Origin of the sequence: Rubrivivax soli (genome assembly GCF_049810355.1) — a bacterium.
Taxonomy (GTDB): Bacteria; Pseudomonadota; Gammaproteobacteria; order Burkholderiales; family Burkholderiaceae_C; genus Rubrivivax.
The window spans coordinates 1,691,621-1,705,039 of sequence record NZ_CP187368.1 but is presented as its reverse complement, the minus strand read 5'-3'; the positions used below and the strand labels follow the sequence as shown (position 1 = coordinate 1,705,039).

At 74.3% G+C, this 13,419-nt stretch carries 13 protein-coding genes; 6 read left to right on the top strand and 7 right to left on the bottom strand.

Annotated features, from left to right (window positions below; all coding sequences use genetic code 11):
* Positions 1-2: 2 nt before the first annotated feature.
* Together ccmB and ccmA are read right to left on the bottom strand one after the other, a co-directional pair.
* Positions 3-671: a heme exporter protein CcmB gene (gene ccmB / locus ACPOLB_RS07755; RefSeq protein ID WP_425260738.1), complete on the bottom strand. Its 669-nt coding sequence runs from the start codon at positions 669-671 to the stop codon at positions 3-5.
* Positions 668-1,321, bottom strand: a complete 654-nt coding sequence (ccmA, locus tag ACPOLB_RS07750; protein ID WP_425260737.1) for a heme ABC exporter ATP-binding protein CcmA — start codon at positions 1,319-1,321, stop codon at positions 668-670. Before ccmA ends, ccmB begins: the two co-directional genes overlap by 4 nt.
* An 89-nt stretch (positions 1,322-1,410) precedes the next feature.
* Between ccmA and ACPOLB_RS07745 the strand changes: the two genes are divergently transcribed.
* Positions 1,411-2,724, top strand: coding sequence for a rhodanese-like domain-containing protein (locus ACPOLB_RS07745; RefSeq protein ID WP_425260736.1), 1,314 nt, complete (start codon positions 1,411-1,413; stop codon positions 2,722-2,724).
* On the top strand, positions 2,700-3,119 hold the full coding sequence (locus tag ACPOLB_RS07740; RefSeq protein ID WP_425260735.1) for an Lrp/AsnC family transcriptional regulator: 420 nt from the start codon (positions 2,700-2,702) through the stop codon (positions 3,117-3,119). The genes ACPOLB_RS07745 and ACPOLB_RS07740 overlap by 25 nt, the downstream gene beginning before the upstream one ends.
* A 21-nt stretch (positions 3,120-3,140) precedes the next feature.
* On the opposite strand, the gene ACPOLB_RS07735 is transcribed toward ACPOLB_RS07740, so the two are convergent.
* A complete protein-coding gene (locus ACPOLB_RS07735; protein WP_425260734.1) occupies positions 3,141-4,214 on the bottom strand; it encodes an ornithine cyclodeaminase in 1,074 nt (357 codons plus the stop codon).
* 139 nt (positions 4,215-4,353) lie between these two features.
* Positions 4,354-5,409, bottom strand: a complete 1,056-nt coding sequence (locus ACPOLB_RS07730; RefSeq protein ID WP_425260733.1) for a Gfo/Idh/MocA family protein — start codon at positions 5,407-5,409, stop codon at positions 4,354-4,356.
* A gap of 77 nt (positions 5,410-5,486) precedes the next feature.
* Here ACPOLB_RS07730 and ACPOLB_RS07725 point away from each other — a divergent pair, with 77 nt between their 5' ends.
* Together ACPOLB_RS07725 and ACPOLB_RS07720 are read left to right on the top strand one after the other, a co-directional pair.
* On the top strand, positions 5,487-7,226 hold the full coding sequence (locus ACPOLB_RS07725) for a dihydroxy-acid dehydratase (RefSeq protein WP_425260732.1): 1,740 nt from the start codon (positions 5,487-5,489) through the stop codon (positions 7,224-7,226).
* 14 nt (positions 7,227-7,240) lie between these two features.
* Positions 7,241-7,960 (top strand): ribonuclease activity regulator RraA, encoded by a 720-nt coding sequence (locus tag ACPOLB_RS07720; protein WP_425260731.1) that lies wholly within the window; start codon positions 7,241-7,243, stop codon positions 7,958-7,960.
* Between the two features lie 17 nt (positions 7,961-7,977).
* Here ACPOLB_RS07720 and ACPOLB_RS07715 read toward each other — a convergent pair whose 3' ends face one another.
* Positions 7,978-8,445, bottom strand: a complete 468-nt coding sequence (locus ACPOLB_RS07715; RefSeq protein ID WP_425260730.1) for an RrF2 family transcriptional regulator — start codon at positions 8,443-8,445, stop codon at positions 7,978-7,980.
* A 79-nt stretch (positions 8,446-8,524) separates the two neighbouring features.
* Here ACPOLB_RS07715 and ACPOLB_RS07710 point away from each other — a divergent pair, with 79 nt between their 5' ends.
* Complete coding sequence (locus ACPOLB_RS07710) at positions 8,525-9,718, top strand: NnrS family protein (RefSeq protein WP_425260728.1); 1,194 nt, start codon at positions 8,525-8,527, stop codon at positions 9,716-9,718.
* A gap of 150 nt (positions 9,719-9,868) precedes the next feature.
* Positions 9,869-10,798: a Gfo/Idh/MocA family protein gene (locus ACPOLB_RS07705; RefSeq protein ID WP_425260727.1), complete on the top strand. Its 930-nt coding sequence runs from the start codon at positions 9,869-9,871 to the stop codon at positions 10,796-10,798.
* 38 nt (positions 10,799-10,836) lie between these two features.
* Here ACPOLB_RS07705 and ACPOLB_RS07700 read toward each other — a convergent pair whose 3' ends face one another.
* Both ACPOLB_RS07700 and ACPOLB_RS07695 read right to left on the bottom strand, forming a co-directional pair.
* Positions 10,837-11,598, bottom strand: coding sequence for a tyrosine-protein phosphatase (locus tag ACPOLB_RS07700; protein ID WP_425260726.1), 762 nt, complete (start codon positions 11,596-11,598; stop codon positions 10,837-10,839).
* A 43-nt stretch (positions 11,599-11,641) separates the two neighbouring features.
* The gene (locus ACPOLB_RS07695) at positions 11,642-13,351 is read right to left on the bottom strand and encodes a cation:proton antiporter (protein WP_425260725.1); all 1,710 of its coding nucleotides are present in this window, start codon (positions 13,349-13,351) and stop codon (positions 11,642-11,644) included.
* Between the last annotated feature and the right edge of the window lie 68 nt (positions 13,352-13,419).

Here is a 13,419-nt window from a genome sequence, read left to right as displayed (position 1 = left end):
CACTACTCCGTGGCGATGCGCAGCGCCGCTGCCGTGGCCGGCGGCGCGCCGAGCACGCTGAAGATCAGCAAGGCTCCCAGCAGCGACAGGTGCCCGCCCGCCGGCTGCCCGGCGTCGACCGCCGACACCGCGCCGGTGCCGAAGATCAGTGCCGGGATGCACAGCGGCAGGATCAGCAGGATCAGCAGCACGCCGCCGCTGCGCAGGCCGAGCGTCAGCCCCGCACCCAGCCCGCCGAGCAGGCTCAGGATGGGCGTGCCCAGCAGCAGCGTCAGCGACAGCATCGCCAGCGCATCGGCCGGCAGGCCGAACAGCAGCCCCAGCAGCGGCGTCACCGCCACCAGCGGCAGGCCGGTCACCAGCCAGTGCGCCAGCGCCTTGGCCAGCGCCAGGCTCCAGGCCGGCTCGGGTGACAGCAGCAGCTGCTCCAGCGTGCCGTCGGCATGGTCGGCCGCATACATGCCCCCCAGCGACAGCATCGCCGCGAACAGCGCGCACACCCAGAGCACCCCCGGCGCGATGCGCGCCAGCGTGGCCGCTTCCGGCCCGACGCCGATCGGGAACAGGCTCGCCGCCACCACGAAGAAGGCCACCGGCAGCAGCGCGTCGATGCGGCGCCGCCAGGCCAGCCGCAGGTCGCGCTGCACCAGCGCCAGGAACACGGAGGTCATGCGCGCGCAAGCTGGTCGAGTTGCAGCACGGTGGGCAGGGGGTCATCGAGGGTCAGGTCGAGGTGGCTGGTCAGCACCACGCCGCCGCCGGCGCGGGCGTGGTCCTGCAAGGCCTGGTTCAGCGTGGACACGGCGTCGCTGTCGAGCGCGTCGAAGGGTTCGTCGAGGATCCACACCCGGGCTGCGGTCTGCAGGAACAGGCGCGACAAGGCCACGCGCCGGCGCTGGCCCTGCGACAGCGTGCGCACCGGGGCGTGGCGGCGGTCGTGCAGGCCGGCGCGGCGCAGCGCCGCGCCGCAGGTGGCGGCGTCGGCGGCGCCGCCGTGCAGCAGCGCCAGGAACTGCAGCGACTCCAGCACGCTCAGGTCGTCCTTCAGCGCGTTGCTGTGCGCCAGGTAGGCCGGGCGACCCCCCTGGCGCACCGTGCCCGCGTCGGGCGAGGACAGGCCGGCCAGGATGCGCAGCAGGCTGGTCTTGCCGCAGCCGTTGCGGCCGCGCAGCCACAGCACCTGCCCGGGCAGCAGGGCGAAGTCCAGGCCGCGGAACAACAGGCGTTCGCCGCGGCGGCAGGCCAGCCCTTGCACGGTCAGCAAGGCGGTCGTGGCCACGGCAGGCGGCGCCACGTCGGTGGTGGATTCGGGAAACGGCACGACCGCAATGGTATTTCACCCGCGACTGATGCTGATCCGGCCCCGGGCACGCCCCCAGGCCGGGGCCGGGATCGTTGTAGCCTCGGGCGATGGACTGGACTCCCGACGACGTGCGCACCGCCTTGCTGGCGCGCCGCGAGATCGCCCTCGTCGACCTGCGCGAGGAACACCCGTTTGCCCAGGCGCACCCGCTGTGGGCCGTGCAGCTGTCGCCGCTGCGACTGGAAGCCGACGCGCCCTGGCGGCTGCCGCGGCGCGACGTCGATCTGGTGCTTTACGACGACGGCGAGGGCCTCGTCGACGCCGCTGCCGCCACCCTGGCGCGGATGGGCTACACCCGCGTGCACCGCCTGGCCGGCGGCCTGGACGGCTGGCGCCGCCGCGGCGGCGAGCTGTTCCGCGACGTCAACGTGCCCAGCAAGGCCTTTGGTGAACTGGTGGAGCACGAACGCGGCACGCCGTCGCTGCCGGCCGAGGCGGTGCAGGCGATGCTCGACCGCGGCGAGCGGGTCGCCGTGCTGGACGCGCGCCGCTTCGACGAATTCCGCACGATGAGCATCCCCGGCGGCACCAGCGTGCCCGGGGCCGAACTGCTGCTGCACGTGCGCGACCTGGCGCCCGACCCGGCCACGCCCGTCATCGTGAACTGCGCCGGCCGCACGCGCAGCCTCATCGGCGCGCAGTCGCTGGTCAATGCCGGCATTCCGAACCCGGTGCACGCGCTGCGCAACGGCACCATCGGCTGGCTGCTGGCCGGCTTCACGCTCGAGCACGGCCAGACGCGCCGCGCCGCGCCCGCCGGCCCGGCCAGCGCGCAGGCCACCGCCGCCGCGCGGCAGGCGGCGCAGGCGCTCGCCGACCGCGCCGGCGCGCAGCGCATCGACGCGGAGCAACTGGCACGGTGGCAAGCCGACCCCACGCGCACGCTGTACTGCTGGGACGTGCGCCAGCCCGAGGCCTATGAGGCCGGCCACCTGCCTGCTTTCGGCCATGCGCCGGGCGGGCAGCTGGTGCAGGAGACCGACGTGTTCGCCGCCGTGCGGGGCGCGCGCATCGTGCTGGCCGATGGCGGTGGTGACGACGCCGGCGTGCGTGCGCCGATGACCGCCCACTGGCTGGCGCAGATGGGCTGGGACGTGGCCTGGCTGGACGGCGTGCCTGCCGCGGCCCACACCGCCACCGGCCCCTGGCGCCCGCACGGCCAGGCCGTGCTGCCGACGCCGCACGCGCAGCGCTACCGCCGCCCCTACGAAGGCACCGACGCCCCGCGCGCGGCGATGCAGGCCTACCTGGACTGGGAGTTCGGCCTCGTCGCGCAGCTGGCGCGCGACGGCACGCACGGCTTCCGCGTGCTGCAGGGCTGCGCACAATCGGCCCCATGGACGACACCGACCGCCGCCTGATCGCGCTGCTGCGCGCCGACGCCCGCACCCCGGTGGCCGTGCTGGCGGCCCGGCTGGGTGTCTCGCGTGGCACCGTCAGCAACCGGCTGCGGCGGCTGGAGGACAGCCACGTCATCACCGGCTACAGCGTGCAACTGCGGCCCGAGGCCGAGCCCGAACGCATCCGTGCCTGGATGGGCGTGCGCGTGGAAGGCAACCAGACGCGGGCCGTGATCGCCAGCCTGATGGGCGAGCCCGGCGTGGCGGCGCTGCACGACACCAACGGCCGCTGGGACCTGCTGGCCGAGCTGCACGCGGGCTCGAACTCCGAGCTGTCGGCGGTGCTGGAACGGGTGCGGCTGATCCAGGGCATCGCCGCCACCGAGACCAGCATCCTGCTGGCGACCTACCGCTGAAGGCCGGGCGCGGCGGCCGCCTCAGGCTGCTGCCGCCAGCCGCGGAGCGGCTTGCCGCAGCAGCCCGAACAGGTCCTTCGGGTCGGGCGTGGCCGGCACCAGGTCGATCCACCGGCCCACGCCCTGGGCCACCGCTGCGTCGTGCAGCCAGGCCAGCGCCGCCAGGTCCTCGAGCGCGAAGCCGACCGAGTCGAACACCGTGATCGCGTCGTCGCCGCGGCGGCCCGGCGCCTGGCCGGCCAGCACGCGCCAGAACTCGGTGACGGGAAAGTCCGCCGGCAGCTGCTGGATGTCGCCTTCGATGCGGGTCTGCGGTTCGTATTCGACGAAGACCTGCGCCGCGCGCAGCACGTCGGCGTGCAGCTCGGTCTTGCCCGGGCAGTCGCCGCCGACCGCGTTCAGGTGCATGCCCGGCGCCAGCATGTCGGGCGTGACGATGGTGGCGCGGCGCTTGTCGGCCGTGACCGAGGTGACGATGTCGGCGCCGCGCACGGCCTCGGCGGTGCTGGCGCAGACCTGCAGGCGCAGGCCGGCGCCGGCCAGGTTGCGCAGCAGCTTGTCCGTGGCCGCGCGGTCCACGTCGAACAGCCGCAGCGTGTGCACGCCCACCAGGTCGCGGAAGGCCAGCGCCTGGAACTCGCTCTGCGCGCCGTTGCCGACCAGCGCCATCACGCCACTGCCCGGCCGCGCCAGCGTGCGCGCGGCCAGCGCCGACATCGCGGCGGTGCGCATCGCGGTCGCCAGCGACAGCTCGCACAGCAGCCGCGGCAGGCCGGTGGCCACGTCGGCCAGCACGCCGAAGGCCATCACCGTGGCCAGGCCCTGGCGTGTGTTGCCGGGGTGGCCGTTGACGTACTTGAACGCGAAGTCGGCGGCGTCGGCGATCGGCATCAGCTCGATCACGCCGGCGGGCGAGTGCGCGGCCACGCGGGCCGTCTTGTCGAAGTCGGGCCAGCGCAGGAAGGCGGCCTCGATGCGTGCGGCGATGCCGGCGATGGCGGCCGGCAGGCCTTGCCGCTGGACGAGGCGCACGACGTCGTCGGCGCCGAGGAAGCGTGTGCTGGTCGGGGTGCGGGTGGGGTGGAACGTCGTCATGGCGGAGACCGGGGCGCAAACAGTGATGGCGCCAGTCTCCCGGGGATGCACGTCAAGCGGAAGCGCAAGACCTGCTGCGCTGTGCTGCACTTGCTGCGCAAACTGCCAGCGTTCGTTGGCAGTTTGCGCAATGTCGGATTCAGCGGCCCGGCACGTCCACGTCCACCCCATGCCCCAGCCGCGCGCTGCGCGCCAGCGCTTCCAGCGTCGCCGCGATGTCCAGGCTGGCCGCGGCGGCGCGGTCGATGGCTGCCGTGTCGCCGGCCGCCACCACCCGTGCGAAGGCCTCGGCGGCAAAGCGGAAACCGCTGCCGGTGGCGCTGTGCACGGTCTCGAAGGGCAGGTTGTTGGCGGTGCCGCGGCGCAGCCGCATCTGGCTCGGCTGCCAGCCCCAGGGATGGGCGGCGCCGGGCTCGGCGGTGTGGTTCAGGTATTCGGTCTCGATGACGCCGGCGGTGCCGACGATGCTGGCGTGGCGGTGCGTGGCCACGTCCATCGCACACGACAGCTGTGCGCGGCGCCCGTCGGCGTAGAGCAGCGTGCCCGACAGGCTGATGTCGACGCCGCTGTCGGCGTAGCTGGCCTCGGCCTGCACGCGCTGCGGCGCCGCGCCCATCACGAGGCGGATCAGGCTCAGCGGGTAGCTGCCGGCGTCGAGCAGCGCGCCGCCACCCAGCGCCGGGTCCATGCGGATGTTGCCGGCGGGCTGGCGCAGCGTGAAGCCGAAGCTGGCCTGCACCGAACGCACGCTGCCGATGGCGCCTGCCTGCAGCAACTGCACCAGTGCGCCGGTCTGCGGCTGGAACCAATAGGGGTAGGCCTCCAGCAGCAGCACGCCGTGGCGGCGTGCGGCGTCGAACATCGCCTGCGCCTCGGCCAGGTGCACTGCCAGCGGTTTCTCGCACAGCACGTGCTTGCCGGCGGCGGCGGCGCGCTGCGCCCAGGGCGCGTGCAGGCTGTTGGGCAGCGGCAGGTAGATGGCGTCGACGCCGGCGTCGTCCAGCAGCGCCTCGTAGCTGCCGTGCGCACGGGCGATGCCGAACTCGGCAGCGAAGGTGGCGGCCTTGGTGGTGTCGCGGCTGGCCACCGCCACCACCTGCACCGCAGGGCTGGCGCGCACGTCGCGCACGAAGAAGCGGGCGATGTTGGCGCAGCCGAGAACACCGATGCGCAGGGGAGGGTGGGTGGGATGCATCGCGGCATTGTGGCGCGCCACTGCTGGTAGAACCCGGGCTGCAGCGGCGCCCCTTCGCGCCGCCAGGAGCTCCCCCCGTGACCAGCCCTCCGCCCGTCGGCCTCGCCCGCGGCCTCACGCAGTACGGCGACGCCGACTTCTCCCTCTACCTGCGCCGCACGTTCGCGAAGCAGGCGGGCTGGTCGACCGAGATGCTGCAGCGGCCGGTGGTCGGCATCGCGCAGTCGGCCAGCGGCTTCAATCCCTGCCACCGCAACAGCCCGGAACTGGTCGAGGCCATCAAGCGCGGCGTCATCGCCGCCGGCGGGCTGCCGCTGGACTTTCCCACGATCTCGCTGGGCGAGTCGTTCCTGTCGCCGACCTCGATGAAGTACCGCAACCTGATGTCGATCGACATCGAGGAGATGGTGCGCGCGCAGCCGATGGACGCCGTGGTGCTGCTGGGCGGCTGCGACAAGAGCGTGCCGGCGCAGCTGATGGGCGCGGCATCGGCCGACGTGCCGGCGGTGCAGCTGGTGGTGGGCCCGATGCTGCCGATGCCCTACCAGGGCGAGCGCCTGGGCGCGTGCACCGACTGCCGGCGCTTCTGGGGCCGCTACCGCGCCGGGCAGATCAGCGCTGCCGGCATCGAGCAGGTGGAAGGCCAGCTCGCGGTGACGGCCGGCACCTGCGGCGTGATGGGCACGGCCAGCACGATGGCGGCCATCGCCGAGACGCTGGGCATGTCGCTGCCTGGCACGGCGGCCATCCCGGCCGTGCACGCCGACCGGCTGCGCGCTGCCGAAGCCAGCGGCCGGCAGGCGGTGGCCCTGGCGCTGCAGCCGATCCGGCCCAGCCAGATCATCACGCCCGCCTCGGTGGACAACGCGCTGCGTGTGCTGCTGGCCATCGGCGGCTCGACCAATGCGCTGATCCACCTGACGGCCATCGCCGGGCGGCGCGGCATCCCGGTGTCGCTGCAGCGGCTGAATGCGCTGTCGGACAGCACGCCGGTGCTGGTGGACCTGAAACCCACCGGCCAGCACTACATGTCGGACCTCTTCGCCGCCGGCGGCATGGGCGCGGTGCTGCGCGAGCTGGCGCCGCTGCTGCACCTGGACTGCATGACCGTGACCGGCGAGACGCTGGGCCAGCGCCTGGCCGCCGCAGAGGACGGGGCAGGGAAGGCTCCCTGGGTCGACCGCGCCGTGGTGCGGGCGCTGGACGCGCCGGTCACGCCGCAGGGCGGGCTGGTGGCGCTGTTCGGCACGCTGGCGCCGAACGGCGCGATCCTGAAACGTTCGGCCGCCGACCCGGCACTGTTCGAACGCAGCGGCCGCGCGGTGGTGTTCACGTCGCTGGCCGACCTGGCCGCGCGCATCGACAGCCCCGAGCTCGACGTCACGCCCGACGACTTCCTGGTGCTGCAGAACGCCGGCCCCACCAGCGACGCCGCGATGCCCGAGGCCGGCTACCTGCCGATCCCGGCGAAGCTGGCGCAGGCCGGCGTGAAGGACATGGTGCGCATCAGCGACGCACGCATGAGCGGCACCGCCTACGGCACCGTGGTGCTGCACGTCTCGCCCGAGGCGGCCGCCGGCGGGCCGCTGGGCCTGGTGCGGCACGGCGACCGCATCCGGCTGTCGGTGCAGCAGCGCCGCCTGGACCTGCTGGTGGACGACGCCGAACTGGCCGCCCGCCGCGCCGCGCTGCCGCCGCCGCCGGCCGTGCCGCCGCGCGGCTACCAGCGGCTGTACCAGACCCAGACCCTGCAGGCCGAACACGGCTGCGACTTCGACTTCCTGCGCGCCGTGCCGCTGCAGCCCGGCACGCCTTGACGACCCCCGACCCCATGACCACCACCACCACCACGCTGCTGGACCCCGCCGTCGTCGCCACGCTGCAGGGCGTGAGCACGGCCACCATCACCACCGTGCTGCTGAAGCAGGGGCTGCGGCGCGTCTGGATGCGTGGTCCGAAGCCGCAGCGCCCCGAACAGCCGCGCACCGTGGGCCGCGCGTTCACGCTGCGCTTCGTGCCTGCGCGTGAAGACCTGGCGACGCCGGCCTCGTGGGCCTCGCCGCGCTCCACGCGCGCGGCCGTCGAGGCCATGCCGGCCGGCTGCGTGGCGGTCATCGACGCGATGGGCGTCACCGATGCCGGTGTCTTCGGCGACATCCTGTGTGCGCGCATGGCGCAGCGCGGCGTGGCGGCACTGGTCACCGACGGCGTGGTGCGCGACCTCGCCGGCGTGCTGGGCACGGGCCTGCCGGTGTGGAGCCAGGGCACGGCGGCGCCGGCCTCGGTGGCCGGGCTGACCTTCGTGAACTGGCAGGAACCGGTGGGCTGCGGCGGCGTGGCCGTGTTCCCGAACGACATCGTGGTGGCCGACGGCGACGGCGTGGTGCTGATCCCCGAGGCGCTGCTGCCTGCGGTGCTGGAACACGGCCCCGAGCAGGAACGGCAGGAAGCCTGGATCATGGAGCAGGTGCAGCGCGGCGCGACGTTGCCCGGCCTGTACCCGATGGACGCGGCGACGCTGGCGCGCTACCGCGCGGAACACGGCGGCTGAGGCACGGCGCGGCCGCCTCAGGCGCTGCGCCGGCTGCGCGGTGGCAGCATCGGCCTGGCGACGGCGGGGGCAGGCCGGGTGCGCGCAGGTTTCGCGATGTCGGCCAGCGTCGCGCCGTCGAGCGCCGCGAACCAGGCGCGCAGCGCCTCGTCGAACACGCGCTTCAGACGGCACTGCGGCGTCAGCGTGCAGGCGTTGGTGCTGCCGTCGAAGCATTCGACGAGTCGGAAGTCGGTCTCGCAGGCGCGCACCACGTCGCCGATGCGGATGCTCGCGGCGTCGCGCAGCAGCCGCAGGCCGCCGCCGCGGCCGCGCGTGGTGGCGACCAGGCCCTGGTGCGCCAGGTCGTTGACGATCTTCATCAGGTGGTTCTTCGACACCTGGTAGGTCTCGGCCAGCGTGCCGATCGTCACCCGTTGGCCGGGGTGGGCGGCGCAGTGCATCAGCACGCGCAGGGTGTAGTCGGTGTACTCGGACAGGCGCATCGCACGGGCACATCGGCGGCTTCGAAGATGCATGCAGTGTATTGCTTTGGGCCGTGCCCGCGCATAAGATGCACACACGATGCAACTTATCAAGCCACGCTCCGAGCTGTCTTCCGCCGCGCCCGCCGGCTGGCCGCTGCTGCGCCTGGGCTTCCGCCCGTTCTACCTGGGTGCCGCGCTGTTCGCGGTGCTGGCGGTGCCGGCCTGGGTGGCCGTGCTGCTGGGGTGGCTGCCGTGGCGCGCGCCGGTGGCGCCGCTGCCGTGGCACGCGCACGAGATGCTCTACGGCTTCGCCGTCGCGGTGATCACGGGCTTCCTGCTCACCGCCGGCAAGGCCTGGACCGGGCTGGCCACGCCGCGCGGCGCGTGGCTGGGGCTGCTCGCGGGGCTGTGGCTGGCGGCGCGGCTGGCCGCGCTGGTGGCGCCGTATGCCGTGTACGCCGTGCTCGACCTGCTGCTGCTGCCGCTCGTGGCCGCCGTGCTGGTGGACCGCCTGCTGCGTGCCGGCAACCGCCGCAACCTGCCGCTGGTGGCGCTGCTGCTGTTGCTGACGGCCGCCAACGCGGTGTTCCATGCCGCCATGCTGGGCTGGCTGGCGCTGGACCCGCTGCGCCCGCTGCACGGCGGGCTGGCGCTGGTGGTGATGATCGAGTGCGTGATCGCCGGTCGCATCGTGCCGGCGTTCACGATGAGCGCCACGCCGGGCCTGCAGCTGCACCCGCGGCCGGGGCTCGAACGTGCCGTGCTCGCCACCACGGCACTGGGGCTGGCGCTGTGGGTGCTGGCGCCGCCGGGGCTGCCCACGGCGCTGGTGCTGGGCGCGGCCGCCGCGCTGCACCTGGCGCGCCAGTGGCACTGGCAGCCGTGGCGCACGCGCACCCGGCCGCTGCTGTGGATCCTGCACGCCGCCTACGCCTGGCTGCCGCTCGGCCTGGTGCTGCTGGCACTGGCGATGGCCGGCGTGGTGGCGGTGTCCGCCGGCCTGCACGCGCTGGCCGTGGGCGCCACCGGCGGGCTGATCCTCGGCATGGTCACGCGCACGGCCCGCGGCCACACGGGGCGCCCGCTGCAGGCCACGCGGGCCGAGACGGTGGCCTACGGCCTGGTGCTGCTGGCGGCCGCGCTGCGCGTGCTGCTGCCGCTGGCCGCGCCGCAGTGGCTGGCGGCGGCGCTGGTGGCGGCGGCGCTGGCCTGGAGCGCCGCCTTCGCGATCTACCTGGTGGTCTACACGCCCTGGCTGCTGGCACCCCGCGCCGACGGCCGTGACGGCTGACCGCCGCCGCCGCGGCGCCGCCAGCCGGGCAAGGCCGAGACACGCGGCCGCCACGCCCCCGGGTTGCGGGCCCCGTGCCCGGGTGCTGCGTCCGCGCGGCGTGCCGCGGCTGGCGTATCGTCCCGCCCTTTGCAGCAGACAAGGCGGACGATGACGGTGATTCGGGGGGTGGGCGTGGTGGGGGCCGGCATCATGGGCCGGCGCATGATGGCGGCGCTGCAGCAGCACCCCGGCTTCGAGGTCGCGGCCCTGTGGGATCCGCACACCGCCGCGGCGCAGTCGGCCCTGCCCGACGGTGCCCGCCTTGCCGCCGGCCTGCAGGCGCTGGCGCAGGACCCCGCGGTGCAGCTCGTCTACGTGGCCTCGCCACCGGCCGCCCACCTCGAAGGCGTGCTCGCCGCGGTGGCCGCGCGCAAGGCGGTGCTGTGCGAGAAGCCGCTGGCCCACACCGTGGCCCAGGCGCAGGCCCTGCGCGATGCGGTGGCGGCCGCTGCCCTGCCGTGCGCGGTGAACTTTCCGTTCGCGCGCAGCCCGGCAGCGCTGCGGCTCGTGGACCTGCTGCGCAGCGGCGCGCTGGGCGCGGTGCAGCAGGCCACGGTGCGCCTGCGCTTCGCGCAGTGGCCGCGCCCGTGGCAGGCCGGAGCCGCCGACTGGCTGGCAGGCCCGGCGCAGGGCGGCTTCACCCGCGAGGTGCTGTCGCACTTCGTCTTCCTGGCGCAGCGCCTGTTCGGTCCGGCCGAGGTGGCCGGCGTGGTGCTGGAACGCGCCCCCGGCGGCAGCGAGACGCGGCTGCAGGCGCGGCTGGTGCATGCGGCCGTGACGCTGCACGTGGACGCCGCGGTGGCCGGCACGGTGGCCGACGACAACCGCTTCGAGATCGTCGGCAGCCGTGACCGCGCGGCCCTGGTGAACTGGGCCAGCCTGGAACATGGCGGCAGCACCACGCCGCGCGTGGACAGCAGCGGCGCCACGCTCGACGCGCTCGCGGCGCTGCTCGATGGCGACCCCGCGCACGGCCTGGCCACGGCCGACGAGGCGCTGGCCGTGGTGCGCATCGTCGAGGCGATGGTCGGCGCCTGAGACGCTGCGAACGAACCCGCCTCGTCCGGACCGGATCCTCAGGGGCCGGCGGGCGGCGTGTCCAGGCAGCGTGCGCGCAGGTCGGCCAGCGCCGCCGTGCTGAGCCCGATGCGCTCGCGCAGGTAGGTGTCGATGCCGCCGTGCGCCGTCTCCACGCGCCGCAGCGCGGCGTCGAGGAAGCTCGGCTGCACGCCCCACAGCACGGCCATCACCGGGTCGGGCGGCGCGTCGCCGCGGTGGTGCGGGCTGCGGTACAGCTCGTTGGTGAGCAGGTAGTCCTGCAGCACCAGGTCGCGCGGCACGCCCAGGGCCAGCAGGATCAGCGCCGCCGCGACGCCGGTGCGGTCCTTGCCGGCCGTGCAATGGAACAGCAGCGGCGCGTCGTCGTCCAGCAGGTGCTGGAAGACCTCGGCAAAGCGCGGGGCGTGGGCGTCGACGAGTTCGCGGTACAGGTCCTCCATCAGCCCGGTCACCAGGGCCGGCGTGACGGCGCGGCCGGCGCTGCCGGCCTCGTGCATGCGCTGCACCACCGAAGGCTCGATGGCCAGCGAGTGCTGCGCCAGCGAGGGCAGCGCGTACGGCATCGCGGCCCGTTCCTGCACGCCGCGGAAGTCCAGCGCCCGCGCCACGCCCAGTGCGGCGATGGCGGCCTTGTCGGCCTCGGTCAGGTGCCCGAGGTGGTCGGAGCGGAAGATGCGGCGCCAGCGCACGGGCCGGCCGGCGTCGCCCGGGTAGCCGCCCAGGTCGCGGAAGTTGGTGGCGCCTTGCAGGGGGAAGACGCGCAGCGGGTGTCGGAGCATGCCGCCATTGTGGCTGCGCCGGCAGGGCGTGCGACCCGCGCGCTCAGTGGCCCTCGGGGCGCGGTGGCGGCTGCATCACCTGCAGCACGTCGCGCGCCATCACCTCGGCCAGCGCGTCGCGCTGGTGCACGGCCTTGTGCGCGCCTTCCTGCAGCAGCAGCGCGGCCTCCTCGGCATTGGCCGCGCGCACGATCACCGGGATGCCGGGGTTCAGCGCGCGGGCGGTCTCGATCATCGGCCGCACGTCGGTGCTGTCGGACGCCGCCACCACCAGCAGGCCGGCATCGGCGATGTGCGCCTGCACCAGCGCTGCCGGGTCGGCCGCGTCGCCCGAGACCGCGTGCAGGCCGGCGGCACGCAGCGCTTCCACGCGCTCGCGGCTCTGCTCGACCACCACGAACGGGATGTCGCGTTCGGCCAGTGCCGCGGCGATGCGCCGGCCCACCGCGCCGTAGCCCACCAGCACCACCTGGCGCGCCAGGAAGCGGCGGTCGGTGCTCTGCGGCAGCTCGGCCAGCGGGTCGTCGCGTGCCTCCAGCCGCCGCGCCAGCGCCGAGCGGGCCAGGATCCAGCGCCGTGCCGGTTCCACCAGCGAGAACAGCAGCGGGTTCAGCGCGATCGACAGCAGCGCGCCGGCGACGATCAGGCTCTTGGCTTCCGGCGGCAGCACACCCAGCGAGCCGCCGAGCGCCACCAGGATGAACGAGAACTCGCCGACCTGCGCCAGGCTCACCGACACCGTGAGCGCCGTGTTGAGCGGGTAGCGCATCGCCAGCACGAGTGCCGCCGCGGCGAGCGACTTGCCCACCATGATGACGGCCGTGACCGCCAGCACCTGCAGCGGGCGGTCGACCAGCACGCGCGGGTCGAACAGCATGCCCACCGAGACGAAGAAGAGCACCGCGAAGGCGTCGCGGAAGGGCAGCGACTGCTCGGCCGCGCGGTGGCTGAACTCCGACTCGCGCAGCACCAGCCCGGCGAAGAAGGCACCCAGCGCCACCGAGACGCCGAACAGCGCCGACGCGCCGTAGGCGATGCCCACGGCCACCGCGATGATGCACAGCGTGAACAGCTCGCGCGAGCCGGTCTTCGAGATCTGCCACAGCAGCCACGGCAGCACGCGCCGCCCGCCCAGCAGCATCAGCGCCACGAAGGCGCCCACCGCCAGCAGCGTGCGCCCGAGCGCCAGCCACAGGTCCTGCGCGCTGCCGCCGGTGCCGTTGCCCGCGCCGAGCTCCACCAGCGCCGGCAGCAGCACCAGCACCAGCACCATCGCCAGGTCTTCGACGATCAGCCAGCCCACCGCGATGCGGCCGTTCTGCGAGTCGAGCACGCCGCGGCTCTCCAGCGCGCGCAGCAGCACCACGGTGCTGGCCACCGACAGCGAGATGCCGAACACCAGCGCGCCGCTGGCCGACCAGCCCCACCACGTCGCCAGGCCCGCGCCCATCGCGGTGGCCACGGCGATCTGCACCACCGCACCCGGCACCGCGATCTTGCGCACACCCATCAGGTCCTGCACCGAGAAGTGCAGGCCGACGCCGAACATCAGCAGCATCACGCCGATCTCGGCCAGCTGTGCCGCCAGGTCGAGGTCGGCGACGAAGCCGGGCGTGTGCGGCCCCAGCAGCACGCCGGCCAGCAGGTAGCCCACCAGCGCCGGCAGGCCCAGGCGGGCCGCGGCGAAGCCCAGCGCCAGCGACAGGCCCAGCGCGGCGGCCAGGGTGACGATGAGCGGCATGTGGGCGTGCATGGCGTGCTGCGGCGGGCGGTGACGTCGGGCAAGGAACAGGGCTGCGGATCGGTCGAGAATAAGCGAGC